A 25,828-nucleotide genomic window follows, 5' to 3' on the forward strand; every position below is an offset into this window, starting at 1 on the left:
CTTCCAAGCAGACTTGATTCGCAATCCGCTAAACGGTCAGGCCGTGGCGCGGAAGGTTGAGTAACCCGCTATTTCTCGAGAAACTCGAAGAAAGGTGAGCGTAAATGTCGGAAACGATGAAGCAATTCCAGCTGAACTCCTATTTGTTCGGCGGCAATGCTCCGTATGTCGAAGAGCTATACGAAGCATATCTTGACAACCCTGCGTCCGTTCCGGACACCTGGCGTGAATACTTCGACGCACTGCAAAACGTGCCGTCGTCGAGTGGCACGGCCGACAACGACATCGCCCACGGGCCGATCGTCGAATCCTTCGCTCAACGCGCGAAGGCCAACGCATTTGTTGCGCGCGGCGGCGGCGAAGATCTCGCCACGGCACGCAAGCAAGTCTACGTTCAGTCCCTGATTGGTGCTTATCGATTCCTGGGCTCGCAATGGGCCAATCTCGATCCGCTCAAGCGCCGCGAACGTCCGAACATTCCCGAACTCGAGCCTGCGTTCTACGACTTCACCGAAGCCGACATGGACCAGACGTTCAGCGCCACGAACCTCTATTTCGGGTTCGAGCGCGCGACGCTGCGCGAGATCGTCAAGGCGCTGCGCGATACGTACTGCGGTACGCTCGGCGCCGAGTACATGTACATCAGCGATCCTGAACAGAAGCGCTGGTGGAAGGAGCGTCTCGAGTCGATCCGCTCGACGCCGAACTTCTCGAACGACAAGAAGAAACACATCCTGCAGCGCCTGACGGCCTCCGAAGGCCTCGAGCGCTTCCTGCACACCAAGTACGTCGGCCAGAAGCGCTTCTCGCTCGAAGGCGGCGAGTCCTTCATCGCCGCGATGGACGAAACCGTCCGTCACGCAGGCGCGAAGGGCGTGCAGGAAATCGTCATCGGCATGGCTCACCGTGGCCGTCTGAACGTGCTGGTCAACACGCTGGGCAAGATGCCGGCTGACCTCTTCGCCGAATTCGAAGGCAAGCACGTCGACGACCTGCCGGCAGGCGACGTGAAGTACCACAAGGGCTTCTCGTCGGACGTCTCGACCGAAGGCGGTCCGGTTCACCTGTCGCTCGCGTTCAACCCGTCGCACCTCGAAATCGTCAACCCGGTGGTTGAAGGTTCGGCCAAGGCCCGTATGGACCGACGCGGCGACGCGGACGGCCTGCAGGTGCTGCCGGTGCAGATCCACGGCGACGCGGCCTTCGCAGGCCAGGGCGTCGTGATGGAAACGCTGAACCTCGCGCAAACGCGCGGTTACGGCACGCACGGCACGCTGCACATCGTCATCAACAACCAGATCGGTTTCACGACGTCCGACCCGCGCGATGCGCGTTCGACGCTCTACTGTACCGACGTGGTCAAGATGATCGAAGCGCCGGTGCTGCACGTGAATGGCGACGATCCGGAAGCGGTCGTGCTGGCTATCCAGCTCGCAGTCGATTTCCGTATGCAGTTCCACAAGGATGTCGTCGTCGACATCATCTGCTTCCGCAAGCTCGGCCACAACGAGCAGGACACCCCGGCTGTCACGCAGCCGCTGATGTACAAGACGATCGCGAAGCACCCGGGCACCCGTGCGCTGTACGCCGAGAAGCTCGTGCAGCAGGGCGTCATCACGGCTGAAGACGCAGACAACTACGTCAAGGCCTACCGCGCCGCGATGGACGAAGGCCACCACACGGTCGACCCGGTGCTCTCGAACTACAAGAGCAAGTACGCGGTGGACTGGGTTCCGTTCCTGAACCGCAAGTGGACCGACGCAGCCGATACGGCCGTGCCGCTGGCAGAACTGAAGCGCCTCGCTGAGCGCATCACTACGATCCCGGAGAACTTCAAGGTTCACCCGCTGGTCGAGCGCGTCATCAACGACCGCCGCGCGATGGGCAAGGGCGAAGCGAAGCTCGACTGGGGCATGGGCGAGCACCTCGCGTTCGCGTCGCTGTGCGCGTCGGGCTACGCAGTTCGCCTGACGGGCCAGGACTCGGGCCGCGGTACGTTCACGCACCGCCACGCCGTTCTGCACGATCAGAACCGCGAGCGCTGGGACGACGGCACGTACGTGCCGCTGCAGAACATCGGCGAGAACCAGGCGCAGTTCACGGTGATCGACTCGGTGCTCTCGGAAGAGGCAGTGCTGGGCTTCGAATACGGCTACTCGACCGCCGAGCCGAACACACTCGTCGCGTGGGAAGGCCAGTTCGGCGACTTCGTCAACGGTGCGCAGGTCGTGATCGACCAGTTCATCTCGTCGGGCGAAGTGAAGTGGGGCCGCGTTTCGGGTCTCACGATGCTGCTGCCGCACGGCTACGAAGGCCAGGGTCCGGAGCACTCGTCGGCGCGTATCGAGCGTTTCCTGCAGCTGTGCGCCGAGCACAACATGCAGGTCGTTCAGCCGACCACGCCGGCCCAGATTTTCCACGTGCTGCGCCGCCAGATGATCCGCCTGTTCCGCAAGCCGCTCATCATCTTCACGCCGAAGTCGCTGCTGCGTCACAAGGAAGCCGTCTCGGACCTGTCCGAACTCGCGAAGGGCACGTTCCAGCCGGTCATCGGCGAAGTGGACGAAGCCATCGACGCGAAGAAGGTCAAGCGCGTGGTCGCCTGCTCGGGCCGCGTGTACTTCGACCTCGTCGCGCATCGCCGCGAAGCGAAGGCGAACGACGTCGCGATCATCCGTATCGAACAGCTCTATCCGTTTGCTCACAAGCAGTTCGAAGCGGAGCTGAAGAAGTACGACAACGCGACCGAAGTGGTCTGGGTGCAGGACGAGCCGCAGAATCAAGGCCCGTGGTTCTACATCGAGCACCACCTGAAGGAAGGCATGAAGGAAGGCATGAAGCTCGCATACAGCGGCCGTCCTGCTTCCGCCTCGCCGGCTGTTGGCTACTACGCGAAGCACTACGAGCAGCAGAAGGCGCTGATCGAAGGTGCATTCGGCCGCCTGAAGGGCGCGCAGGTCGCGAAGTAAGCACTAGAGCAACCGAACCGGGAAAGCCTCGCGCTTTCCCGCGCTCATGTGCGCGACCGGTTCGTCATACGGGGATGTCCCCGATAAAGTATTCAGGAAAATCACATGGCTATCGTAGAAGTGAAGGTCCCGCAGTTTTCGGAGTCGGTGTCGGAAGGCACGATGCTGCAGTGGAAGAAGAAGGCGGGCGAAGCGGTTGCCCAGGACGAAGTCGTCATCGAGATCGAAACCGATAAGGTCGTGCTCGAAGTGCCCGCGCCGGCAGCCGGCGTGCTGGCCGAGATCCTGGTGGGCGACGGCGCAACCGTCGAGAGCGAACAGTTGATCGCGAAGATCGACACGGAAGCCAAGGCTGGCGCCGCTGCGGCCCCCGCAGCCGCTGCCGCTCCGGCGGCTGCCGCAGCTCCCGCAGCTGCACCGGCTGCTGCTGCCGCCGCAACGACGGCAAGCAGCACGGTTGCCTCGCCCGCAGCTTCGAAACTGATGGCAGAGAAGGGTCTCGCAGGCGGCGACGTCGCCGGCACGGGCCGTGACGGCCGCATCACGAAGCAGGACGTGCTCGGTGCTGGCGCACCGAAGGCCGCTCCGGCTGCCGCACCGGCTGGCAAGCCGGCTGCCGCCAAGCCGTCGCTGCCGCAAGTCAGCGCACCGGCGTCGGCGACGAACTGGCTCAACGACCGTCCGGAACAGCGCGTGCCGATGTCGCGTCTGCGTGCGCGTATCGCAGAGCGTCTGCTCGAGTCGCAGCAAACCAACGCCATCCTCACGACGTTCAACGAAGTGAACATGGCGCCGGTCATGGACCTGCGCAACAAGTACAAGGACAAGTTCGAGAAGGAACACGGCGTGAAGCTCGGCTTCATGTCGTTCTTCGTGAAGGCCGCGGTTCACGCCCTCAAGAAGTTCCCGCTCGTGAACGCGTCGATCGACGGCAACGACATCGTCTACCACGGCTACTTCGACATCGGTATCGCGGTCGGCTCGCCGCGCGGTCTGGTGGTGCCCATCCTGCGCAACGCAGACCAGATGAGCCTCGCCGACATCGAGAAGAAGATCGCCGAATTCGGCCAGAAGGCCAAGGACGGCAAGCTTTCGATCGAAGAAATGACGGGTGGCACGTTCTCGATCTCGAACGGTGGTGTGTTCGGCTCGATGCTCTCGACGCCGATCATCAACCCGCCGCAGTCGGCGATCCTCGGCGTGCACGCCACCAAGGAACGCGCCGTGGTGGAGAACGGCCAGATCGTGATCCGCCCGATGAACTACCTCGCGATGTCGTACGACCACCGCATCATCGACGGCCGCGAAGCCGTCCTGTCGCTGGTCGCGATGAAGGACGCGCTGGAAGATCCGGCTCGCCTGCTGCTCGACCTGTAATTGCATGACGCGCGACGGCAGCGTGCGGCTTGAAACCGGGCGCCGCCGTCGCGACGCGATGTCAACTTAGGCAGCAAGTCTCTCGCATTTCCGCAGTACTGAAGCCACGCGCGCCGCGAAACGCGGCCGCGCTGGCTCGCCATCAAAAGGATAGTCATGTCCAAAGAATTTGACGTCGTCGTGATCGGCGCCGGCCCCGGCGGCTATATCGCGGCAATCCGCGCCGCGCAGCTCGGCAAGTCGGTTGCGTGTATCGAAAAGTGGAAGAACCCGGCCGGCGCGCTGAAGCTCGGCGGCACCTGCCTGAACGTCGGCTGCATTCCGTCGAAGGCGCTGCTCGCCTCGTCGGAAGAGTTCGAAAACGCCGCGCATCATCTCGTTGACCACGGCATCAGCGTGGGCGAGGTGAAGATCGACGTCGCGAAGATGATCGAGCGCAAGGAAGGCATCGTCGAGAAGATGACGAAGGGTATCGAGTTCCTGTTCCGCAAGAACAAGATCACTTGGCTCAAGGGCCACGGCAAGTTCACCGGCAAGAACGAAGCCGGTGTGCAGATCGAAGTGAGCGGCGAAGGCGAAACCGAAGTCGTCACGGCGAAGAACGTCATCATCGCGACGGGTTCGAAGGCGCGCCATCTGCCGGGCATTCCGGTCGACAACAAGATCGTCTCCGACAACGAAGGCGCGCTCACGTTCGACTCCGTGCCGAAGAAGCTGGCTGTGATCGGCGCAGGCGTGATCGGTCTGGAGCTGGGCTCGGTGTGGCGCCGTCTCGGTGCCGACGTGACGATCCTCGAAGCGCTGCCGGAATTCCTCGGCGCGACCGACCAGGCGCTCGCGAAGGAAGCCGCGAAGCTCTTCAAGAAGCAAGGCCTCGACATTCACGTTGGTGTGAAGGTCGGCGAAGTGACGACGACCGACAAGAGCGTCACGATCAACTACACGGACAAGGACGGCAACGCGCAGGTGCTCGAAGCCGACCGCCTGATCGTGTCGGTTGGCCGCGTGCCGAACACCGACAACCTCGGTCTCGAAGCGATTGGCCTGAAGGCCAACGAGCGTGGTTTCATCGACGTGGACGACCACTGCGCAACGAGTGTGCCGAATGTGTACGCGATCGGCGACGTGGTGCGTGGCCCGATGCTCGCGCACAAGGCCGAAGACGAAGGCGTGCTGGTGGCCGAGATCATCGACGGCCAGAAGCCGCACATCGACTACAACTGCATTCCGTGGGTGATCTACACCGAGCCGGAAATCGCATGGGTCGGCAAGACGGAGCAGCAGCTCAAGGCAGAAGGCCGCGACATCAAGACGGGCCAGTTCCCGTTCATGGCGAATGGCCGCGCACTGGGCATCAACAAGTCGGACGGCTTCGTGAAGATGATCGCGGACGCCAAGACCGACGAGCTGCTCGGCGTGCACATCATCTCGGCCAACGCATCGGACCTGATCGCGGAAGCCGTGGTGGCGATGGAATTCAAGGCTGCCGCCGAAGACATCGGCCGCATCTGCCATCCGCACCCGTCGCTGTCCGAAGTCATGCGCGAAGCTGCACTCGCCACTGACAAGCGCGCGCTCAACATGTAAGCGCCAAGGGCAGGGCGGCCGACTTTTTGGCCGCGCTGCCCCGCAGTACCCAGCATCACGTACGGAGGCGGGTGGGCTTTTGCTCTCCCGCCTTTCCTCATTTGCGGCCCAGAAAATGAACGTCACCGAATACTACGAAAACGAACTGCAGAAGCGGGGATACAAGCCCGATACGGCGCAACGCGACGCGATCGACCGGCTGCAGCGGTGCTACGACGAGTGGGCCGCGTACAAGTCGCGGCGTTCGAACGCCTTCAAGAAGTTTCTCATTCACCCGGACCTGCCGCGCGGCGTGTACATGTGGGGCGGGGTTGGGCGCGGCAAGAGCTTCCTGATGGACAGCTTCTATGCCGTCGTGCCGCTGCAGCGCAAGACGCGTCTGCACTTTCACGAATTCATGCGCGAGGTGCACCGTGAGCTCGAAGAGCTCAAGGGCCAGGCCGATCCGCTCGACGAACTCGCGCGCCGCATTGCGAAGCGTTATCGGCTGATCTGCTTCGACGAATTCCACGTCTCGGACATCGCCGACGCGATGATCCTCTACCGTCTGCTCGACCGCCTGTTCGAGAACGGCGTGCAGTTCGTGATGACGTCCAACTACGATCCCGATCTGCTGTATCCCGATGGCCTGCATCGCGACCGCATGCTGCCTGCGATCGAGTTGATCAAGAGTAAGCTCGACGTGCTCAACGTCGATGCGGGCGTCGACTATCGCCAGCGCACGCTCGCGCAGGTCGAGGTCTATCACACGCCGCTCGGCGCCGCCGCCGACAAGGCGTTGCGCCACTCGTTCGCGGAGCTTGCCGCCGTCCCCGACGAAAGCCCGCTGCTGCGCATCGAGAAGCGCGAACTGAAGGCGCTGCGCAAGGCCGACGGCGTGGTGTGGTTCGATTTCGCGACGCTGTGCGGCGGTCCGCGCTCGCAGAACGACTATCTGGAGCTGGCGAGCCGCTTTCACGCCGTGATCCTTTCCGACGTGCCGCAGATGACGCCTCGTATGCAGTCCGAAGCACGCCGCTTCACCTGGCTCATCGACGTGTTCTACGACCACAAGGTCAAGCTGCTGATGTCGGCCGCGGTGCCGCCCGAGGAACTCTACGTGGAAGGCCCGATGGCCAACGAGTTCACGCGCACGGTGTCGCGCATCGTCGAAATGCAGTCGAAGGAATATCTCGAAACGCCGCGCCGCATCGTCGATACGGCGCTGACCTGAGCGCGCGGCGCCCGCACCGCAAGCGCGGGCCGTGGGCGCATCTGCGGCGACGCACCGGTCAAGCGTGGTGCCACGCAGGCGCCAGGCCAGTCTCAAAATAGCGCGGCGGCACCTTTTTCAAGATTCGGACTCGTCTGATTTGGGCGGCGGGGGCGAGTGGATATCGTTTGTCAGCACACCCTCTGACAAAGGACCCTCCATGACCCCGCATCGCGATATTACCGACGAAGAATGGCAGCGCGTGATGCTGCTCCTGCCCGAACTGCGCCCGCGCACCGAGTTGCGCGGCCGGCCGCTCGCCAATACGCGCTCGGTGCTCAACGGCGTGCTGTGGGTCATGTATAGCGGGGCGAACTGGTCGGCCATGCCGCGCCGCTACCCTTCGTATCAAACCTGCCATCGGCGCTTCAAGACCTGGCATTACAACGGCGCGCTCAAGCGCGTGATGGGCGAGTTGTTCGGCGAAGACGGCGTGAGGTTGTGCGGCACCATCGAAACGCGCATGCGCAAGCACGTGAGCCGCGCAGAAAAAGCGGCGCGCAAGCAGGAAGCGGCGCGCAACACGCCGCGCCATTCGCCGTTCGTGTCGGTGGCGAGCGCGTCCACGTCCACGTCATCGCAGCCTTTCAACTATCGCTCCGTGTATCGTCACACGGCGTAATACCGGCGCTTACGAAGTCCGGCCGAAGCAGCTCATGCGTGCGCTTCGGCCGGTTTCGTCTCTCAGGTCCCCTTGCCGGTTTGCGCACCGGTCCTCAGGTCGATCCACTCACTCATTCACTCACTGCTGACGCACCCACGTCTGCGAGCGGCCAAGCAGCGAAATCCCCATATAGCCGCGCACGACGAGTTTCTGGCCGCCGTCTTCCGTATGCATCTTGCAGCGGTACACCTTGCCGTTCTCAGGGTCGAGAATGTGGCCGCCGTCATACCCCTCACCGGTTTTTTTCATGCTGTCGATGATCGTCATGCCGAGGATCAGCTGATCCTTGCGTGAATCGGAGCAGGCCGTGCAGCGCCGATCGGGCTGGTCGTTCGCACTGAGTCCCTTGATGACCTTGCCGCTCAGATCGCCGTTGGCGTCGGCGCTGATCTGCACGAGCGCTTTCGGCTGGCCGGTATGGTCGTCGATGGTCTGCCAGACGCCGACGGGCGTGTCGGTTTGAGCGTGCGCGACGAGGGCGCCGCACAGCAGTGCACTCGCAAGCGCGACATGGCGCGCCGCGCGTCCCATGACTCGGTTCATGTCTTCCTCCACTGATGTTGTTTGTCGTGTCGATGCTGACCGTGCGTCGCGCCTGGCACGCCGCAAGGTCAGGGCAGGATACTGGAAAGCACTGCGCGCGTTTGAGAGAAGGAACTCTAGTTTGGTCGGCCCTTTCGCCGCGCTGGACCAAAACGGCTGGCGATGCAAGGACACGGCGCAATTCCCAGGAAATTCTTGCTATGTGTTGTGGGAAAAGATACGTAATCGGCAAATTTTCTACGAGGGGCCCGAAACATGTGAAAGTGAGTAATAATTGTGCCGATTTGTAAAAATTAGAACTGTTCAAAGCAGGTACTACATGGACTACAAGTGGAGAGTTCGTCGCACCGCCCTGGCGGCGCTGGTATTAATCGGGGGAATCGGTACGGGCTGCGCACAGACGCCGCCTGACAATTCAGCAGCAGCGAATGCAGCAGCAGCGGCGCCCGTAGCACAGACCACCGCCGCACCCGCAGTGCAGGACGAGCAGGCCGCGACCCCTGCGCTGCCTTTGGCAGCGAGCCAGCCGAGCGTGCTCACGCCGGATGAAGCGAAGCAGAACGCCGCGGGCAACGTCGCCGAGCTGCAGCAGATGCTGCGAGGCTCGGAGCTCGCCGAGTTGCGCACGACCTACAACGGCTCGTATGGCGCGAGCTTGCTGTTTTACGGCAAGGAAATGACGTACTACGTCACGCTGTTCCAGAACAAGACGTTCTGGCGCGTGATCAAGACGAGCGACGAGACGCGCGCCGAAGCCATCTATCGCGACTTTGCGGTGAAGTCGGGGCAGCTCGCCGAAGTGGAAATCCGCCGCACGCGCCTCGAAGCGCAGAAGGCGTTCACGGACCGCATGATCGCGCTCACGCAAGACCACGCGAACCGGCTCCAGGCGGATCTGGCCATCGCGCGCGAGCAGCAGGCGCTCGTCGCGGATCAGCAGAAGCAGGGCCGCGATCAGGCGACCGCATTGCAGGCGCAGAAGACAGCCGCCCAGGCGCAACTGCGCACGGTTCAGCGTCAAGTGCGCGAACTGCAGCAACAAGTGGAAGGTGGTCTGCCGATCCGCTGATCGCCGGTACACGGCGTGGCACGCGCCTCGCCGTGCGACGGGTTGTGCGATGGGTCGTGCGAAATACGCAGATGCGGCACGCAAAAGGCGGAGCGTCATGGGCGCTCCGCCTTTCTTCATGGGGCGATCGTTCAGGGCGCGCTCAGTGCTTGCCGTGGCGATGCGTGTCGCGGCCCTTGCGGCTTTCGTCTGCGGAATGGGGCTTCTGTTGAGAGCCGGTGGGCGAGGGGGCCACGGCGATCGGATCGCTCGCGGGGAAGGTTTCGTCGAGCGCTTCGTCGAGCGGGTCTTCCTGCGAGGGTTGCGGGGCTTTCGGCTTGGATGCGCTCATGGCGGTCTCCGTGGCGATATGCGTCACGCCCAGAATAACGCAAAGCCAGAATCGTGACTGCGAGCCACGGCTTCCAGAGCGCTTCGGAAGACGGTGGAACGAAACTGAACGCAACTGCACCGCAGTTGTATAAAACTACGCGCGCAAACAAGCGGGCGCGCCAAGGCGCGCCCGTACTGTACTGAAGATCGGCGTGACCGGCGTACCGTGCAGCGAGTGCGCCAGCCAGCAGCGGCTTAGCTGTTGCCCGAGCCTTCGCCGCCGTTGCCGCCGTTGTTCACCGCGCCGTAAAGGCGGCGGCGGCGCGTGACGACGACCGGGCCGTCCTGGGCGCCACGGTCGTTGCCGGGGGCGCCCGATGCGCCCGATGGCGCGCCGGACGGCGCCGACCAGTTCTCGCGCGGCTCGCGCGATTCACGCGGTTCTCGTTGTTCACGCGGGCCATGACCGCCGTGACTGCCGAGCGGGCCGCGGCTCGTATGCTCGCCGTGCGAGCTGCGAGCGCCGCCCGGGCGCGGACCCGGACGGGTGCCGGTATCGAGCTGGATGGTCGAAATGGCGCGCTTGTAGATGCCTTGCAGGCCGACGGGCGTGCGCAGCATCACCAGGTACTGATCGAACGACTCGATGCATCCGGTCAGGCGAATGCCGTTGACCAGATAGATTTCGACGCGCTTTCTTTCCTTACGCGCGGCGTTCATGAAGTCGTTTTGCGGGTGCGATTCTGCGGAAGGCATGGACTAGATTTGGCCAGGCGGCGCAATGCCGCAATCAGTTGGAAACGTTTGCTCGCCGCGATTCTACCTTGTGTCGGCGAAGCGCGCGTGCGGGAAAGTAAGCTTACTGCAGAACTATACCGGCTCGCGGCCGCGACCGCAGATTGACGAAAAATGCATCGCTGCGTCCCTTGTCGTCGGCTGCCGGGAAGCGGCGCGTCCGGATGACAGGTTGCGATGGACAGCGACAGCGGTTTTCGGAAAGAGGCCTGCTGACGATACGCCCGCGGATTGCCAGACCCGCGCGACCTTTCGACGCGCATGCACTCACTCACACAGCGTAGTCCATGACGGCGGGCCATGCTCGACCGATTCGAGGCCGAATCACACCCTTACACGATGTATTTCGATCCGCTTGCGACGATTCTCGCGGTGCCAGTGAGCTTCGTTCCGTGCGGCGGCACACGCAAGCAGAAATCGCCGCGCGTGCGGAATAAGCGCACCGGCTGCAACGTTTAACGCGATATCGGGGATGAACCTCAACGGAGGTGATCATGGAGCGGTTTCGGAAAGTTCTCGTGTGTCTCGTTTGTGCGGCGCTGGCCGGCGTCGCCGGGGCCGGCCTCACGGCCTGCAGCGACATGAATTCAGGCGGGGCGTCGTCGACCAGTTCGGGCGGCTCGTCGGGTGGCGGCTACTGAGCGGCGTGCGGCGTGTTGCGTCATCCGTCGCCGGAGTTCGAAGCGCAGGTCGTGGCACAGCTCGGGCCTATGCGCCGCTATGCGCGCGCGTTGACCGGCGACGCCGCCTGGGCTGACGACCTCGTGCAGGACGCCGCGGAGCGCGCGCTCTCGCGCTGGACTTCGTTTCGCCCGCAGAGCAATCTGCGCGCGTGGCTGCTCACGATCCTGCGCCATCTCTACATCGATCAGTTGCGCGGCCGGCGCGAGATCGCCGTCGACGACGAAGCCGCGCCGTGGCGCACGCTCGAAGCGCCGCACGGCGAGGTGGATGGTCTCGTGCTGCGCGATCTGCAGCGCGCGCTCTATGCGTTGCCGGCGGCGCAGCGCGAGGTGCTGCTGCTCGTGTGCGTGGAGGAGTTGAGCTACAGCGAAGCGTCGGCGGTGCTCGGAGTGCCGGCCGGGACGGTGATGTCGCGCCTGTCGCGGGCGCGCGAGCATCTGCGAGCGCTGCTCGACACGGGGCCGGTGCAGGATCCGGGGCGCGATTCGGCGCAACGCACCGCGCCGCTCAGGGTGGTGGGGACGCTACGATGAACGACAACGATCTCGGCCCCGAACGCGATGGCGAAGGCGTGCCGCCTGCTTCGCCTGAAGAGGACCTCACGATGCTGGGTGCTTTCGTCGACGGCGAACTGCCCGCGGGCGAGAGCGAGGCGCTGCAGGCGCGCCTCGCCGACGATCCGCGCGCCGCGGCGCGCGTCGCGGCCTATCGCGCGCAGAAGGCTGCGCTGCAGGCGTTGTGCGAAGGCGCGCGCGTGGCGGGCGAGGATGCAGCGCCCGGCGCCGCCGAAGCGGCAGGCAGCGCGCCCGCCGTGCTCGTTCTGCGTCCGGGCGTGCCGTGGTGGTGGCGCGCCGGCATCGCGGCGGCATGGGTGGCGGTGGGTGCGGGGCTCGCGGTGGCGGCCACGGCGCTCGTGCCGCGACTCGCGCCGGGCCTGGCTCCGGAACTGGCAGCCGTCTCGGCGCCGGCGGCCGCGCGCAGCGAAACGCCCGAAGCGTTCGCGCGCCGCGCCGACATCGCCTACGCGGTGTATTCGCCGGAGCAGCGGCATCCCGTGGAGGTGGGCGCGGCCGACGAGGCGCATCTCGTCGCGTGGCTCTCCAAGCGGCTCGGCAAGCCGCTCTCGGTGCCGTCGCTGGCCGAGTACGGCTACACGCTCGTGGGCGGGCGTCTCTTGCCCGGCAACACGGGGCCGGCCGCGCAATTCATGTACGAGAACGATGCGGGCGAGCGCCTCACGCTCTACGTGGGCAGTTCGGCCAGGGAGCGGGACCCCGTGCGCCTCTTGCGCGACGGCAACCGCCGCACGTTCTACTGGAGCACCGAACGGACCGGCTATGCGCTCTCCGGGCCGCAGACAGAGCCGAAGCTGCGCGAGATCGCGCTGGACGTATGCGGCGCGCTGGGCGGCAAGCCCGGGCAGTGGTGATGTGCGGCGCCACTAGAGCGGACTCATGAGCGACACCGCACGCCATGCCGCTCCCGTCTTGCCTCACGGCATCGACGAGGCCCGTTTCGCGCGTGCGCTCGCCGCGTTCGAAGGCATCGTGGGCGCGCCGAACGTCTGCCGTGGCGGCGCATCGCTCGAACCGTATTTCGATCCGTTCGTGCCGGTTGCGGATGCGCATGCCTTCGCGCCTTCTGCTGCGATCCTCCCCGCGAGTGTCGAAGAGATCCGCGCGATCCTGCGCGTCGCGAACGAAACGCGCGTGCCGCTGTGGACCGTTTCCACGGGGCGCAACTTCGCCTACGGCGGCGCCGCGCCGCGTCTGGCGGGCTCGGTCGTGCTCGACCTGCAGCGCCTGAACCGCATCCTCGAAGTGGACGAGCGCCTCGCCTGGGCGCGCGTCGAGCCAGGCGTGAGCTACTTCGATTTGCACGCGCATCTGCGCGAGCAGCATCTGCGCCTGTGGGTCGATCCGCCCGCGGCGGGCTGGGGCAGCGTGGTCGGCAACACGCTCGAGCGCGGCTTCGGTACGACCGCCTACGGCGACCACGCCGCGTCGCAGTGCGGCATGGAGGTCGTGCTCGCCAACGGCGACGTGGTGCGCACCGGCATGGGCGCGATTGAAAACGGCACGGCGTGGCAACTCTACCGGGCGGGCTATGGGCCTTCGTTCGATGCGCTCTTTACGCAGTCGAACTACGGCGTCGTCACGAAGATGGGGCTCTGGCTCATGCCCGCGCCGCAGGCGTTCGTGATCGGCGAGATCCAGTTCGCGCGCGAGGACGATCTCGGCGTGCTCGTCGATACGCTGCGCGCGCTGCAGCTTGGCGGCACGATACGCCAGCACGCAGCGATCGAAGGCGCGATCCGCCGCGCCGCGAGCCTCGCGCCGCGCGCGCGCTGGTACGAAGGCGAGGGCGCGATGCCCGAGGCCGCCGTCGCCGCGATGCAGCGCGATCTGGGCGTGGGCCGCTGGAATCTGCACTATGCGCTCTATGGCGCGCCCGAGGTGATCGACGTGGAGCGGCGCATCGTCGAGCGTGCGTTTGCCGGCGTGCCGGGTGTGCGTTTCTCGGCGCAGCGCTACGCCGAAGGCGACGAACCGCAGGGCGGCGCCGACCGCAACCTCGCCGGCATTCCGGCGATGAGCGCGTTTCGCATGCTCGACTGGCGCGGCGGCGAGGGGGCGCACGTGGACTTCTCGCCGCTGTGTCCCGCCGACGGGCGCGACGCGCTGCGCCAGTACGCGCTCGTCAAGGCGCGCGCGGCCGAGTACGGTTTCGATTACTACGGCGGCTTTACCGCGGCGGGGCGCTATCTGCATCACGTATTTGCGGCGATCTTCGCGCGCGAGCGCCGTGACGATGCCGCGCGCGCAGGGGATTTGCTACGCGCGCTGATGAGCGACGCGGGTGCAGCCGGCTACGGCGTGTACCGCTCGCATCTGCTGTACATGGATTACGCCGCGGCGCAATACGCCTTCAACGACGGCGCGCTGTTGCGCCTCGCGCAAACCGTGAAAGGCGCGCTCGATCCGCAGGGCGTCCTCTCGCCGGGCAAGCAGGGCATCTGGCCCGAGGCGTGGCGTGCGGAGCGCGGTTATACGTGATCGAGTTAATCAAGACTGCGTAGCGTTTGGCTGCAAGGATTTGCAGCAAGGATTTGCAGGAAGGATTGGCAGGAAGGCGCACGGAGGACCCGATGGACAGGCGGGCTTTTCTCTACGATGCCGGTGCCGTGGTGCTAGGCGCGGCATGCCAGGCGCATCCGCTCAGCGTTGCGTTTGGCGAACGCGTGCCTCGTGCGGGCGCAGTGCTGGATGCGCCAGACGCCGTGGTATTCGACCCGGCGCTCGCGCAGGGCCGCGTGCTCGCGCGCGAAGCGGCGCGCGCGGGATGCGTTGCGTGGGCCATCGGCGACGGCTGCGCCGATACGGCCAATAGCGACATCGGCACCCTGTGGCACGCGCGCATCGCGCGGCGGCTCGAGCCCGGCGCGGCCTTGACTGGCGCGTTGCGTGCCTCGGACCGTTTCGTGCTCGCGCGGCTAGCAAGCGCGCGCGGGGTGACGCTGCGCGACTTCGCTTAGGTAACCTTAGCGATAGCGCATCGACATCTCAAGTCTGCGGCTTCTTCGCCGCTTTCGCGATTTCCTCGTCGCGCAGCTGGCGGCGCAGGATCTTGCCGATGGTCGACTGCGGCAGGGACTCACGGAACTCCACGATGCGCGGCACCTTGTAGCCCGTGAGCTGCTGACGGCAGAACTGGATCAGCGCGGCCTCCGTGAGCGCGGGATCGCGCTTCACGATGAACACCTTCACGCGCTCGCCCTGCACCGGATCGGGCACGCCGATTGCCGCTACCTCGCGCACGCCGGGGTGCATCGCCACCACGTCCTCGATCTCGTTCGGATACACATTGAATCCCGACACGAGAATCATGTCCTTCTTGCGGTCGACGAGGCGGATATAGCCGCGCTCATCCATCACGCCGATGTCGCCGGTCGTGAGCCATCCGTCGGCGAACACCTTCGCCGTTTCGTTCGGGCGATTCCAGTAGCCCTTCATCACTTGCGGGCCCTTGACACAGAGCTCGCCGGCTTCGCCGATGCCGGCCCAGGTGCCGTCGTCCCTACGAAAGCGCACCTGCGTGGAAGGCGCGGGCAGCCCGATCGAGCCTTCCGGATGCGCCTGGCCCGCGTTCCCACGCGCGAGATCGACGGGATTCATCGAAACGATCGGCGAGCATTCGGTGAGACCATAGCCTTCCACGACGGGCTTGCCCGTGACGGCCCGGAACCGGTCGGCGACGGCCTTCTGCATGGCCATGCCGCCCGCCATCGCGAGCTTGAGGCCCGAGAAGTCGCGCTGGCGGAACGCCGCGTTATCGAGCAGCGCGCTATAGAGCGTGTTGACCGCGCTGATACAACTGAACGTTTCGTGTTGCAGCACCTTCATCACGCGCTTCATGTCGCGCGGATTGGCGATCAGGATGTTGCGTCCGCCGAGGGCGAGGAAGATCAGCGCATTGATGGTGAGCGAATAGATGTGATAGAGCGGCAACGGCGTGAGCACCGTTTCGGCGTTGGCGTCGAGCTGGTTGCCAACCCAGGCCTTGGCCTGCTGCACGTTCGCGAGCACGTTGCCGTGCGTGAGCATCGCGCCCTTCGCGACACCCGTGGTGCCGCCCGTGTACTGGAGGAACGCGAGATCGTCGGCGTGGGTCGCCACCGGCGCGTGTGGGGTGCGCGCACCTTGCGCGAGTGCATCGAGCAGGCGCACTGCACGCGGCAGGTGGTAGGGCGGCACCATCTTCTTCACGTGGCGCAGCATGACGTTGACGAAGCGGCCTTTGAGGTTCAGCCCTTCGCCCAGCAAGTCGCCGAGCGCCGTCACGACGATGCGTTGCACCTGCGTGCCGGGCAGCGCCGCTTCGAGCGTGGCGGCGAAATTCTCGAACACGACGATGGTCTGCGCGCCGCTGTCCTGCAACTGATGCGCAAGCTCGCGCACGGTGTAGAGCGGGTTGACGTTGACGACCACGGCGCCGGCCTTGAGCGCCCCGAAGAGGGCAACCGGATACTGCAGGGTGTTGGGCAGCATGATCGCAACGCGCTCGCCTGGCTGCACGCCCGCGCCTTGCAGCCAGGACGCGAACGCCGTGGCCCTGCGGGCGAGCGCGGCGTAGGTCATGGGCGAGCCGGCGCTCACGTAGGCGACGCGCTCGCTGAAGCGCGCCGTGCAGTCGTCGAAGAAATGGGTGAGCGAGGCGTACTGGCTTGCGGGGATTTCGCGCGGCACGCCGGGCGGGTACGAGGCATACCAGATGCCGTCGGTGTTGGGAGGGGCCGGCTGAGGTGCGGCCGGCCGAGGTGGGGCCGCCTCAGGTGCGGCCGGCTGAGGAGGGGCCGCCTCAGGAGCGGCCGGCTGAGGTGGGGCCGCCTGAGGTGCGGAAGCTGCCACGGGGCTCGCCGGATCGGGCTGGGGCGTTTCGCTCATAGTGGATCTCCGGACAGTAGGGCAACCGAGTGCCTTTCATCTTTCATCATGCAACGCCGCGCGCCGTGCGGCCAGGAGGTCTTACCCGGTGTGCGGGCGCGGGCGCTTGGCGATCGTCAAAACCAGCAAAAAGGCCGTGCGGGCGAACCCGGCACGGCCTTTCATCGTCTGCTGCGGTGCGGCGTTACGGGGCCGCCGCGTGCGGCACGTCAGACGCCCGACACCTCTTTCGCGGTCTGCGTCATGTCGATGCCTCGACGTTCGCGGCTGAACGGGATCAGTACGGCGATCACCACAGCCACTGTGCCGGCGACGATCGCCATGGCCATCGAGTAGTTCTGGTTGTGCGTTTCGGCGAGCGACGCTTGCAGCGTGGCGTTCACCGAAGCGAACAGGTTACCGAGCTGATAGACGAGGCCCGGGAAGGTCGCACGCACTTCGTCAGGCGAAATTTCGTTGAGGTGAACCGGGATCACGCCCCAGGCGCCCTGCACCGAAATCTGCATGAGGAACGCGCCGAGCGCGAGCAGCACCGGGCCTTGCGAGAATGCCCAAAGCGGCAGCACCGGCAGCGCGATCAGCGCGGCGATGAAGATTGCCTTGCGGCGGCCGATTTTTTCGGACATCTGACCGAAGAAGAGGCCGCCCACGATGGCGCCGATATTGAGCACGATGGTGATGATCGACACGGTGTGCGGGTCGAAGTGATGCTGTTCGCGCAGGAAGGTCGGATACAGATCCTGCGTGCCGTGCGAGAAGAAGTTGAACGCGGTCATCAGCACGATGGCGTACAGGGACAGCTTCCAGTTGTGCTTGAGCGTGGTGAGCAGGGTCGGGCGCACACGCTTTTGCATCTCCTTGAAGGCCGGCGACTCGGGCACGTGCATACGCACATAGACCACCAGCAGCGCGGGCAGCACGCCGACGAAGAACATGCCACGCCAGCCAATGTACTGATACAGCACGCCGAACACGATCGAGGCGAGCAGAAAGCCGCTCGGATAACCCGCCTGCAGCAGGCCGGAAACGATGCCGCGCGACTTGGGCGGAATGGTTTCCATGGTGAGCGCAGAGCCCACGCCCCATTCGCCGCCCATCGCGACGCCAAAGAGCGCACGCAGGACGATGAAGGTTGCGAGGTTGGGCGAGAAGCCCGTGAGCAGTTCGAGTATCGAATAGCACGCGATGTTGACCATCAGCGTGGGACGGCGGCCGTATTTGTCGGCGAGACGGCCGAATATCAGCGCGCCGAGCGGGCGCATGGCCAGTGTCAGCGTAATGGCAAAAGCCACTGCCGGGATTTTGGTGTTGAATTCGGTGGCGATGTCTTTCAGAACGAAAACCATCAGAAAGAAATCGAATGCATCGAGCGTCCATCCCAGGTACGCAGCGATCGTGACGTTCTTCTGTTCACGCGTCCAGCTCATGTTGATTGTTCTCCTGTGATACTGGGGGCAATGCCATGTCTCCTGTCGATCGCAATGGGCGCTTGTGCGCCTCGCGCGATCTCATGCACGTGTCGGCATTGCCTTGTGTGGCTTGGTTGTGTAGCTTGGTGCGGCCCCCCCGCAACGGGCCATGCGCGAGCAGTGTACGCCCGGCATTAAACATTTGCATGCATCTTGACTGGAACCCGTAGTAATCCCTGGGGAATTCAGCTAGAGGCGAAAGCTTTTTGTTTTAATCGTAATTTAAATGTAATTAAATTGAAGGTAATTAAATGAACGAGTGGGTGAGTCAATGCGCAGGAACAAATGCAAACGAGCGGGCATTTGGCCGCTCGTTTGCATTGAAAGTGACGCGTTGACAATCGTGTGGTCTAGCCGCGAAGCAACCAGCCGATGGCGCGCGAAACGACGTCGTGCCATTCGCCCATTCGCGTCTGGCGCAGGACCGTCGCCGCGCTCATCCACGGCGTGCGCGCGCCAGTCTGGCCCCAGCGCCATTCGCCCGCCGGGTTGACGAGCACGGCGGTTGGCTTGCCCACCATCGCGCTCAGGTTGGCGGCGACGGCGTCCACACTCAGCACCGCGTCGAGCTGCTCGATGCAGGCCGCCGTGTCGGCAAAGCTTGCGATGCCGGGCCCGTAGTGGCTCACGGCGCCTCGGGGCGTGCCGTTCGCCAGCTCGGCAACGGGGTGGTGCAGGCTCACGAACTGGACTTCGCGCGTGAGCGCGGGGTGGGTAGTGAGGCGCTCGACTTGCGCGAGCGGCACGCTGCGCAAGCCGGCCCAGCAACGTTCCTTGCTGCCGATATCCGTGGCGTGTCGCTGCGCGCAGTCCCAGAAGAGGCCGACGAGCCGTTTGCCTGGTTCGCGCGCGCGCAGCGTTTGCGACCACGTGGACGCGCGTTCGCGCGCCGCCGCGGGCGCACGCAGATAAGCGTCGAAATAGGGTTGGGGCCGCGGTGAATCATCGGCTGCGAGCAGCGGCAGATGGAGCAGCGTGGCCTGCAGGGTCGGCGTGAAGCTTTTGATCGTCTCCTGCGCTTCGGTCGGCAAGGGCGCGCTCACCGCGAGCGGGCGCGCGGCGGCAAGCACGGTGCACCCCGGCAAGGAAGCCTGAATGAGGCCATGAATCGCGTGGTCGCACGTGAGCATGATGTCGGCGCCTGCGTCACGCCACTGGCGCACGGAAGCGAACAACAGGAACTGATCGCCAAAGCCTGTCTGGTGAGTCACGAGCACGCGCTCGCCGCGCAGGTCGCGTTGGCCGTTCCACATCGGCGCCTCGGCGTAGCGATAGTTGCCGCTGTCGCCATGATTGCGGCCGAGCCAGTGTGTGAAACCGCGCGTGTCGCCGAGGCTCAGCAGCGCTTCGGCCAGCCACTTGCGCGCTCTTTGAGCGTCGCGTGAGAGATCGGCCGGATGGTTGCTCAACGCGGTCTCGAGGTGTTCGATGGCGCGCTGTGTTTCGCCGCTCAGGTAGAGGTCGCGTCCGATCCGCGCTTCGCAGAACAGCGGGCTCCACGGCAACGACTGGTGCGCGAGCCAGTTGGCGGCCGCCTCGGCGTGGCGCCCGCGCAGGCGCAACGCGCGGCCTCGCGCGTGGATGAACCCGCGGTTGCCGGGATCGAGCGCGAGTCCTTTGTCGGCCCAGGGCAGCATCTGCTCGTCGCGTCGCGCATGGACCAGCGTTTGACAGATCTGCATGAGCAGGTCCCTATTTTCGGGCGCGCGTGCGTGGGCCTCGAAGGCTTCGAGAAGTTGTTGCTGGACGGATTGGGACATGGCGCGGGCTGACGTTGAATGTTTCCGGGAGCCGGAAAAATTCTATCGACGCCATCCCGCAGGGGAATCGGACAAATCTGAGATGTCGCGTGGACTGGCGCTGTCGGCGCGTCGCAAAGAAAAACGGCGGCGCCGCGCTGGAAGCGCTGCGCCGCCGTTGTGCCGGCCATCAGACCCGGCGATGCAACCCGCTATCAGAAGATGTTGCGAAAGCCGACGGCGACGCCGGTCTGGTTGTTGCGACCCGGGAAGTCGGCCGTTGCCGAGCCGGTGCCGCGCATGAAGTCGACCGTGCCGTACACCTCGGTGCGCTTGGACAGCGAGTACTCGGCCAGCAGTACTGCCGAGTAGCGCACGCCGGTGCTGAGCGTCACGCCGTCTTCATTCAGGCCGTTCTTTGCGTGGTCGTAGTAGTACGCTGCAGTCAGCAGCAGCGGCGAGCTAACCTGCCACGTTGCGCCGGCGTAGAGACCGTTGTCGATACGGTTGGTTTTCGTCACGGGCGTCATGAAGTTGATCGCTGCAGGCGAGTTCGCGGCTGCCATGTACTGGTCCACCACGCCCGTATTGTCCTGGCCCCACAGCCAGCCGCCGTATAGGTGGACCGGACCGAGCGCATAGACTGCGCCGAGGTTGGCCACGCGGTACTTGTTGTTGTGGGCGTCGCTATTCTGCTGATAGCCCGCGAGCAGCGAGACCGGGCCCGCTGCGTAAGTGGCCGTGAAGCCGTACATGTTGCTCGCGCCGACGCTGCCCGCCACGCCGCCGAAACTGTACATGCCTTCGACTTCGAGGCCGCCGAACTTGCCGTCGTACTTGACCGAGTTGTTCTCACGCAGACCGTAGCCGAGTGCGCCCGGCAGCCAGCCGTCCTGGTCGAAGTTGCCAACGGTCAGCGGGTCGAAGGTGTTACCCAGTTGATCGAACAGGGGCGTGTTCTGACGGCCCATCGTGACCGTGCCGTACTTGTTGCTCGATATCCCCACGTACGCCATCCGGTTGAACAGCGTGTTCGAGCTCGCCAGTTGGCCGTTCCAGAGGTTGAACCCGTTCTCGAGGCGGAACACGGCTGAGAGGCAGCCGCCCAGATCCTCGGAGCCCTTCAGGCCCCAGCGGCTGCCGGTGATCGGGCCTTGCGTCATCTGCAGCTCGTTGTCGTTGTGCGCGTTGGCGTTCGTGAGGTAGCGGATGCTGGTGTCGACGATGCCGTACAGCGTGACCGAGCTTTGCGCGAAGCTGTGCTGGCAAGCGAGTGCGAGGGCGAGGCCGCCGACGGCCGATGCGATCTGGGTGTGTCTCACGGTGGGATCCTTTTTCTTCTGCTGCGTGTTGTTAGTGTCTCGGACCGCCGGGGTACCAGGGTCCGTATTTCTTGTATGCCGAGCCAGTGGGTGCTGGCTGGGACGCGATCATAGACGCTACGGCGGTCGGGTGAAAACGCTGGCGTCGCGCGATTGCAACAGTTGCGCGCGCAATTAACTCCTCATGTGTTTCCTTTTTCAGCCTACCCAGCCCGCATACGGCCGGCCGCAAAAGCACAAATACCGTTTAATGAACGGTCGTGCTTTTCCCTGGTTGCCAAGCTGGCGGGCCTCGCTAGAATCGTTGGCATCTCATCGCGTTCCGCAATGCGGAGCGACGGCCGGTCGACAGACATCAAGGAGACGAAAGCATGCGGGTCAGGGAAATGTTCGAGTTGGGTGGTCAGGTCGCACTCATCACCGGCGGCTCGCGCGGGCTGGGTTTGCAGATGGCGCAGGCGCTCGGCGAGATGGGCTGCCACGTGGTGATCACGGCGCGCAAGGCCGACGAACTCGCCCAGGCTGCAAGCCATCTGCAGGCGCTCGGCATCAAGGCGACCACGATCGTGAGCGACCTGCAGCGCGCCGAGGCGGTGAAGCCGCTCGTGGACGAGACGCTGGCGGCCGGCGGTCAGATCGACATTCTCGTGAACAATGCGGGCGCCACGTGGGGCGCCCCCGCGGAGGATTATCCCGACGAGGCGTGGCACAAGGTCATGAACCTGAACGTGACCGCGCCGTTCTTCCTCGCGCGTGAAGTGGGCAAGCGCAGCATGATCCCGCGCCAGCGTGGCAAGATCATCAACGTGGCTTCGATTGCCGGCCTGAAGGGGTCCCTCGGGGCCATGCAGACCATCGCGTACAACACCTCGAAGGCGGCGGCCATCAACTTCACGCGTGCGCTGGCTGCCGAATGGGGCAAGTACAACATCAACGTGAATGCGATCTGCCCGGGCTTCTTTCCCTCGAAGATGTCGGCGGGCCTGCTCGACAAGCTGGGGCAGGTGGTGATCGACCATACGCCGCTGCACCGTCTCGGCGACGACGACGATCTCAAGGGCGCCGTGGTGTTTCTCGCGAGCCAGGCGTCGCGGCATATGACGGGCCAATATCTCGCCGTGGATGGCGGCGCGAGCATCGTCTGATTACGCATGGTACGTGGCGCCGGCCCTCAGCGAGCGGTTGGCGTCCGCGTTCTTCACAAGTCTTGCCTGACGGAGCCCGCCATGTCCACGTCCGCCCCGACGCTTTCCGCAGATTCGCCGTCATCGCCGCAGCCGGCCTCGCCGCATTGGCCCGCGCATCTTTCGCCGCATCTGAGCATTCCACAAACGAACCTCTTCTATAACGCAAAGGTCTCGGCGGCGCGTTATCCCGACAAGCCGTTCATCGTCTTCTACGACACGCCCGTTACGTTCGCGCAGTTCAAGGACGAGGCCGAGCGCGTAGCCGGCTATCTGCAGCAGGAATGCGGCGTGAAGGCCGGCGACCGCGTGCTGCTCTATATGCAGAACAGCCCGCAGTGGGTCATCGCTTACTACGGCATCCTGCGCGCCAACGCCGTGGTCGTGCCGGTCAACCCGATGAATCTCACCGAGGAACTCGCGCATTACGTAGAAGACAGCGGCGCGACCACGGCTTTCGTCGCGCAGGATCTCTATCCGCGTATTGCGCCGCTCGTGCAGGAGGGCGAGGGCCTGAAGCATCTGCTCGTTGCGACCTATAGCGATTATCTGAAGTGCGAGCCCTTTTCGCCGCCGCCCGAATTCGTGAGCGCGCCGCGCTCCGTGAGCGGTCCGGGCGTCGCGCACTGGGCCGACGTGCTCGAGGCGCGTTGCGTGCCCGGAGCGCTAACCGCCGGCCCCGGCGACCTCTGCGTGATGCCATACACCTCGGGCACGACGGGCAAGCCCAAAGGCTGTATGCACACGCATCGCAGCGTGATGGCGACGGCCGTGGGCGGCTGCAACTGGTTTGGAAGTAATCAGGATGCCGTACAACTTTCGGTGCTGCCGCTCTTTCACGTAACCGGCATGCAGGGCGGCATGAACAGCCCGATCTACAACGGCTCGACCGTGGTGTTGCTGCCGCGCTGGGATCGCGACGCCGCGGCGCGCGCGATCGAGCATTACCGCATCAACGGCTGGCAGGCGATCTCGACGATGGTGGTGGACTTCATCTCGAACCCGCGCATTCACGAGTACGACCTGTCGAGCCTCGCCTGGATGCGCGGCGGCGGCGCGACCATGCCCGACGCGGTCGTGAAGAAGCTCAAGGACCTCACCGGGCTCGACTTCGTCGAGGGCTACGGCATGTCGGAAACCATGGCGGGCACGCATATCAATCCGCCGCAGCGTCCCAAGCCGCAGTGTCTCGGCATTCCGGTATTCGACGTCGACTCGCGTGTGATCGATCCGATTACGCTGGAGGAGGTGACGCCAGGCGATTCGGGCGAGCTGATCATGCATGCGCCGCAGGTGATGCAGGGCTACTGGCGCAACCCCAAGGCGACGAGCGAAGCGTTCATCGAACGCGACGGCAAGCGCTTCCTGCGCACAGGCGACCTCGTGCGGCGCGACGAAGAAGGCTATTACTTCATGACCGACCGCCTCAAACGCATGATCAACGCGTCGGGCTACAAGGTCTGGCCGGCCGAGGTCGAGGCGCTGATGTACCGGCACCCGGCGATCAACGAGGTGTGCATCATCGGCACCCAGGACGCACGCCGCGGCGAGACCGTGAAGGCCGTGGTCGTGCTCGATCCGAAGCAGGTCGGCAGCGTGAACGAAGACGACATCATCGCCTGGTCGCATGACAACATGGCCGCGTACAAAGCGCCGCGCATCGTGCAGTTCGTGGACGCGCTGCCGAAGTCGGGCAGCGGCAAAATTCTGTGGCGCAAGCTGCAGGAAGAAGAGGCAGAGGCGCGCGGCAACGCCTGAGCGCGCGGGCCTGCGCAGTTCTCCTTCGTAGTCCTTCAATATCGAGCCCGTCTGGATAGCGCGCTAGTGCGCGCCAATCCAGACGGGTTTCGTTCTTAACGGGCTGGCACGTTCGTGCGTACGCATCAGGCGCCGGCAAGCGCGGGCAAACCGCCTTCGCGCCAATCCTGCTCCATCGCGGCTGCCTTGCTCCATTCCTGTGAACCGCGTTGAGCGGCCGCGGTCAGCGGCCATTCGCCCGGCGCCTGCGCGTTCTTGCGAGCCAGGATCGCCTCGCACAGAAATTCCATGCTGTACGCCTTCAGCAGATGCGGGTGATTCGTCTCGATATAGGCGGCGACGCGCGCATGTTCACCGGCGATCGATGCGAGCGAGTCGAGCGTGCGCGCGTCCCAGCGAAAACGCAGGCCCAGTTCGGCAAATGCCGTATTGAATGCGCACAGCTGCGCGTCCAGTTGACGATCGTGGCGGGTGTCCAGGTGGCTCATGGCTGTCTCCTCAAGTCGAGTGGCGTGAAGCAAGAGTAGAAGCGCCAATGAATAAACGATAGTTAAAGTTTTTTTCGAAAAATATAAGTGAAGCTGTATGGATTGCGGGTAAGCCCGCGAATCGAGCGCGATACGCGCCCGGTACGCGTAAACCCCGCTTAGCCATGAGCGTGTCGCTGATATATTGTATTGGAAATATGAAATTCCCCGCCAGCGCCGGCTAAACAGAACGTTGGAGACAAACGACCGATGTCCGCCGAAAGAGAACTCGTCACCGGAATGCCCCCGGTCACCCTGACGCTGGAGCCGATTAACGCGACCGCTTCGCTGCGCGATCAGGCTTACGCGAAGCTCAAGCAGGCCATTGCCGAAACCGACATCTACCGCTCGCGAGACGAGATCCGGCTAGACGAGAAGGAATTGACCGAGAAGCTCGGCGTGAGCCGAACGCCGGTTCGCGAGGCGATGACGCTGCTGGAACAGGAGGGCTTCCTGCGCACGGTGCCGCGACGCGGTGTTTACATCCTGCGCAAGACGCGCAAGGAGATCGTGGAGATGATCTATATGTGGGCCGCGCTAGAAAGCATTGCCGCGCGTCTCGCCACGCAGCGCGCTTCGGACGACGACATCGCAAGTCTGCGGCGGATGTTCGCGACCTTCGGCGATTCGACGCCCTCGGACCATATAGAGGAATACTCGGAAGCGAACATCATGTTTCACCAGTCACTGGTGGAGCTTTCGAAGTCGCCCCTCATCGTCGACACCATCAAGAATATCTTCATGCATGTGCGCGCGATCCGGCGCATGACGATCGCGCAGAGCGATCGCGCGTCGCGCTCGATCGTCGAGCACATGCGCATTATCGAGGCGCTCGAGGCGCGCGACACCGAGCGCGTCGAGCAGCTCGTGCGGCAGCACTCGATCGAACTCGCGCTGTTCGTGGAAGCCAACTGCGATTTTCTGGACTGAAACGTAGGGCGCGCCGCGTCGAGCCGCCGGTTCATATCGGCTCGACGCATGAGTCAGCGGCATCGATACGCAAATCTTCTGAATGAGCGTCGGGATGCTGAAAGAAAGATATGGAGTCCGTAACAAATTCGTCAGGATGTTTGGGCCGATTGAAAGTGCTTGCCCATGGTGTGCCGCATCAAAGCTTGTCGCTGTGCGAGCGA

General features: G+C 64.4%; 22 protein-coding genes. 14 read left to right on the forward strand and 8 right to left on the reverse strand.

From position 1 onward, the window contains the following. The first annotated feature begins 104 nt into the window (after positions 1-104). The 5 genes from A3CW_RS0118080 (at position 105) to A3CW_RS0118100 (ending at position 7,807) form a co-directional block, all read left to right on the forward strand. Positions 105-2,969: a 2-oxoglutarate dehydrogenase E1 component gene (locus A3CW_RS0118080; protein ID WP_028204822.1), complete on the forward strand. Its 2,865-nt coding sequence runs from the start codon at positions 105-107 to the stop codon at positions 2,967-2,969. 105 nt (positions 2,970-3,074) lie between these two features. Beyond that, positions 3,075-4,346 carry a 2-oxoglutarate dehydrogenase complex dihydrolipoyllysine-residue succinyltransferase gene (odhB, locus tag A3CW_RS0118085; RefSeq protein WP_028204823.1) on the forward strand — a complete coding sequence of 424 codons (1,272 nt, stop codon included), beginning with the start codon at positions 3,075-3,077 and terminating at the stop codon, positions 4,344-4,346. Positions 4,347-4,502: 156 nt separating this feature from the next. Next, the gene (gene lpdA / locus A3CW_RS0118090; protein WP_028204824.1) at positions 4,503-5,933 is read left to right on the forward strand and encodes a dihydrolipoyl dehydrogenase; all 1,431 of its coding nucleotides are present in this window, start codon (positions 4,503-4,505) and stop codon (positions 5,931-5,933) included. A 115-nt stretch (positions 5,934-6,048) separates the two neighbouring features. Further along, a complete protein-coding gene (zapE, locus tag A3CW_RS0118095; protein WP_028204825.1) occupies positions 6,049-7,146 on the forward strand; it encodes a cell division protein ZapE in 1,098 nt (365 codons plus the stop codon). Between the two features lie 199 nt (positions 7,147-7,345). Beyond that, positions 7,346-7,807, forward strand: a complete 462-nt coding sequence (locus A3CW_RS0118100; RefSeq protein ID WP_028204826.1) for a transposase — start codon at positions 7,346-7,348, stop codon at positions 7,805-7,807. A gap of 120 nt (positions 7,808-7,927) precedes the next feature. Here A3CW_RS0118100 and A3CW_RS0118105 read toward each other — a convergent pair whose 3' ends face one another. Continuing rightward, positions 7,928-8,392 carry a DUF2147 domain-containing protein gene (locus A3CW_RS0118105; protein ID WP_035513239.1) on the reverse strand — a complete coding sequence of 155 codons (465 nt, stop codon included), beginning with the start codon at positions 8,390-8,392 and terminating at the stop codon, positions 7,928-7,930. Between the two features lie 319 nt (positions 8,393-8,711). Here A3CW_RS0118105 and A3CW_RS0118110 point away from each other — a divergent pair, with 319 nt between their 5' ends. After that, positions 8,712-9,461, forward strand: a complete 750-nt coding sequence (locus A3CW_RS0118110; protein ID WP_028204828.1) for a DUF2968 domain-containing protein — start codon at positions 8,712-8,714, stop codon at positions 9,459-9,461. A gap of 142 nt (positions 9,462-9,603) precedes the next feature. On the opposite strand, the gene A3CW_RS53340 is transcribed toward A3CW_RS0118110, so the two are convergent. Together A3CW_RS53340 and hfq are read right to left on the reverse strand one after the other, a co-directional pair. Next, positions 9,604-9,792 (reverse strand): hypothetical protein, encoded by a 189-nt coding sequence (locus tag A3CW_RS53340; protein ID WP_028204829.1) that lies wholly within the window; start codon positions 9,790-9,792, stop codon positions 9,604-9,606. 236 nt (positions 9,793-10,028) lie between these two features. Further along, positions 10,029-10,529, reverse strand: a complete 501-nt coding sequence (hfq, locus tag A3CW_RS0118120) for an RNA chaperone Hfq (RefSeq protein WP_028204830.1) — start codon at positions 10,527-10,529, stop codon at positions 10,029-10,031. A 533-nt stretch (positions 10,530-11,062) separates the two neighbouring features. On the opposite strand from hfq, the gene A3CW_RS52390 reads away from it, so the two are divergent. From A3CW_RS52390 to A3CW_RS0118145, 5 genes are all read left to right on the forward strand, one after another. Continuing rightward, a complete protein-coding gene (locus A3CW_RS52390; RefSeq protein ID WP_154677973.1) occupies positions 11,063-11,209 on the forward strand; it encodes a hypothetical protein in 147 nt (48 codons plus the stop codon). Between the two features lie 12 nt (positions 11,210-11,221). Next, complete coding sequence (locus A3CW_RS0118130; RefSeq protein WP_028204831.1) at positions 11,222-11,785, forward strand: sigma-70 family RNA polymerase sigma factor; 564 nt, start codon at positions 11,222-11,224, stop codon at positions 11,783-11,785. After that, on the forward strand, positions 11,782-12,681 hold the full coding sequence (locus A3CW_RS0118135) for an anti-sigma factor family protein (RefSeq protein ID WP_035513240.1): 900 nt from the start codon (positions 11,782-11,784) through the stop codon (positions 12,679-12,681). The genes A3CW_RS0118130 and A3CW_RS0118135 overlap by 4 nt, the downstream gene beginning before the upstream one ends. A 25-nt stretch (positions 12,682-12,706) precedes the next feature. Then, positions 12,707-14,308 carry an FAD-binding oxidoreductase gene (locus A3CW_RS0118140; RefSeq protein WP_028204833.1) on the forward strand — a complete coding sequence of 534 codons (1,602 nt, stop codon included), beginning with the start codon at positions 12,707-12,709 and terminating at the stop codon, positions 14,306-14,308. A 92-nt stretch (positions 14,309-14,400) separates the two neighbouring features. Next, entirely contained in the window at positions 14,401-14,787 is a 387-nt protein-coding gene (locus A3CW_RS0118145) for a hypothetical protein (protein ID WP_028204834.1), read from the forward strand. Positions 14,788-14,815: 28 nt separating this feature from the next. On the opposite strand, the gene A3CW_RS46740 is transcribed toward A3CW_RS0118145, so the two are convergent. The 4 genes from A3CW_RS46740 to A3CW_RS0118165 all read right to left on the reverse strand — a co-directional run bounded on the left by A3CW_RS46740 (position 14,816) and on the right by A3CW_RS0118165 (position 21,226). Then, positions 14,816-16,696: an AMP-binding protein gene (locus tag A3CW_RS46740; protein WP_081771717.1), complete on the reverse strand. Its 1,881-nt coding sequence runs from the start codon at positions 16,694-16,696 to the stop codon at positions 14,816-14,818. Positions 16,697-16,905: 209 nt separating this feature from the next. Then, positions 16,906-18,123, reverse strand: coding sequence for an MFS transporter (locus tag A3CW_RS0118155; RefSeq protein WP_028204835.1), 1,218 nt, complete (start codon positions 18,121-18,123; stop codon positions 16,906-16,908). Between the two features lie 392 nt (positions 18,124-18,515). Continuing rightward, entirely contained in the window at positions 18,516-19,925 is a 1,410-nt protein-coding gene (locus A3CW_RS0118160) for a glycosyltransferase family protein (RefSeq protein ID WP_028204836.1), read from the reverse strand. 194 nt (positions 19,926-20,119) lie between these two features. Then, entirely contained in the window at positions 20,120-21,226 is a 1,107-nt protein-coding gene (locus A3CW_RS0118165; protein ID WP_028204837.1) for a porin, read from the reverse strand. 371 nt (positions 21,227-21,597) lie between these two features. On the opposite strand from A3CW_RS0118165, the gene A3CW_RS0118170 reads away from it, so the two are divergent. Next, a complete protein-coding gene (locus tag A3CW_RS0118170; protein ID WP_028204838.1) occupies positions 21,598-22,371 on the forward strand; it encodes an SDR family oxidoreductase in 774 nt (257 codons plus the stop codon). Positions 22,372-22,452: 81 nt separating this feature from the next. Continuing rightward, entirely contained in the window at positions 22,453-24,168 is a 1,716-nt protein-coding gene (locus A3CW_RS0118175) for a long-chain fatty acid--CoA ligase (protein WP_028204839.1), read from the forward strand. 125 nt (positions 24,169-24,293) lie between these two features. Here A3CW_RS0118175 and A3CW_RS0118180 read toward each other — a convergent pair whose 3' ends face one another. Then, the gene (locus A3CW_RS0118180; protein WP_028204840.1) at positions 24,294-24,656 is read right to left on the reverse strand and encodes a hypothetical protein; all 363 of its coding nucleotides are present in this window, start codon (positions 24,654-24,656) and stop codon (positions 24,294-24,296) included. Positions 24,657-24,905: 249 nt separating this feature from the next. On the opposite strand from A3CW_RS0118180, the gene A3CW_RS0118185 reads away from it, so the two are divergent. Continuing rightward, on the forward strand, positions 24,906-25,625 hold the full coding sequence (locus A3CW_RS0118185; protein ID WP_028204841.1) for a GntR family transcriptional regulator: 720 nt from the start codon (positions 24,906-24,908) through the stop codon (positions 25,623-25,625). Positions 25,626-25,828 lie beyond the last annotated feature (203 nt).

Source organism: Paraburkholderia nodosa DSM 21604, from assembly GCF_000519185.1.
GTDB classification, from domain to species: Bacteria; Pseudomonadota; Gammaproteobacteria; order Burkholderiales; family Burkholderiaceae; genus Paraburkholderia; species Paraburkholderia nodosa.

Excerpts from the sequence above, each read along its gene's own strand:
- A3CW_RS0118080 (WP_028204822.1), top strand. The coding sequence starts at position 105 with ATGTCGGAAACGATGAAGCAATTCCAGCTGAACTCCTATTTGTTCGGC.
- odhB (WP_028204823.1), top strand. The coding sequence starts at position 3,075 with ATGGCTATCGTAGAAGTGAAGGTCCCGCAGTTTTCGGAGTCGGTGTCG.
- lpdA (WP_028204824.1), top strand. The coding sequence starts at position 4,503 with ATGTCCAAAGAATTTGACGTCGTCGTGATCGGCGCCGGCCCCGGCGGC.
- zapE (WP_028204825.1), top strand. The coding sequence starts at position 6,049 with ATGAACGTCACCGAATACTACGAAAACGAACTGCAGAAGCGGGGATAC.
- A3CW_RS0118100 (WP_028204826.1), top strand. The coding sequence starts at position 7,346 with ATGACCCCGCATCGCGATATTACCGACGAAGAATGGCAGCGCGTGATG.
- A3CW_RS0118105 (WP_035513239.1), bottom strand. The coding sequence starts at position 8,392 with ATGAACCGAGTCATGGGACGCGCGGCGCGCCATGTCGCGCTTGCGAGT.
- A3CW_RS0118110 (WP_028204828.1), top strand. The coding sequence starts at position 8,712 with ATGGACTACAAGTGGAGAGTTCGTCGCACCGCCCTGGCGGCGCTGGTA.
- A3CW_RS53340 (WP_028204829.1), bottom strand. The coding sequence starts at position 9,792 with ATGAGCGCATCCAAGCCGAAAGCCCCGCAACCCTCGCAGGAAGACCCG.
- hfq (WP_028204830.1), bottom strand. The coding sequence starts at position 10,529 with ATGCCTTCCGCAGAATCGCACCCGCAAAACGACTTCATGAACGCCGCG.
- A3CW_RS52390 (WP_154677973.1), top strand. The coding sequence starts at position 11,063 with ATGGAGCGGTTTCGGAAAGTTCTCGTGTGTCTCGTTTGTGCGGCGCTG.
- A3CW_RS0118135 (WP_035513240.1), top strand. The coding sequence starts at position 11,782 with ATGAACGACAACGATCTCGGCCCCGAACGCGATGGCGAAGGCGTGCCG.
- A3CW_RS0118140 (WP_028204833.1), top strand. The coding sequence starts at position 12,707 with ATGAGCGACACCGCACGCCATGCCGCTCCCGTCTTGCCTCACGGCATC.
- A3CW_RS0118145 (WP_028204834.1), top strand. The coding sequence starts at position 14,401 with ATGGACAGGCGGGCTTTTCTCTACGATGCCGGTGCCGTGGTGCTAGGC.
- A3CW_RS46740 (WP_081771717.1), bottom strand. The coding sequence starts at position 16,696 with ATGAGCGAAACGCCCCAGCCCGATCCGGCGAGCCCCGTGGCAGCTTCC.
- A3CW_RS0118155 (WP_028204835.1), bottom strand. The coding sequence starts at position 18,123 with ATGAGCTGGACGCGTGAACAGAAGAACGTCACGATCGCTGCGTACCTG.
- A3CW_RS0118160 (WP_028204836.1), bottom strand. The coding sequence starts at position 19,925 with ATGTCCCAATCCGTCCAGCAACAACTTCTCGAAGCCTTCGAGGCCCAC.
- A3CW_RS0118170 (WP_028204838.1), top strand. The coding sequence starts at position 21,598 with ATGCGGGTCAGGGAAATGTTCGAGTTGGGTGGTCAGGTCGCACTCATC.
- A3CW_RS0118175 (WP_028204839.1), top strand. The coding sequence starts at position 22,453 with ATGTCCACGTCCGCCCCGACGCTTTCCGCAGATTCGCCGTCATCGCCG.
- A3CW_RS0118180 (WP_028204840.1), bottom strand. The coding sequence starts at position 24,656 with ATGAGCCACCTGGACACCCGCCACGATCGTCAACTGGACGCGCAGCTG.
- A3CW_RS0118185 (WP_028204841.1), top strand. The coding sequence starts at position 24,906 with ATGTCCGCCGAAAGAGAACTCGTCACCGGAATGCCCCCGGTCACCCTG.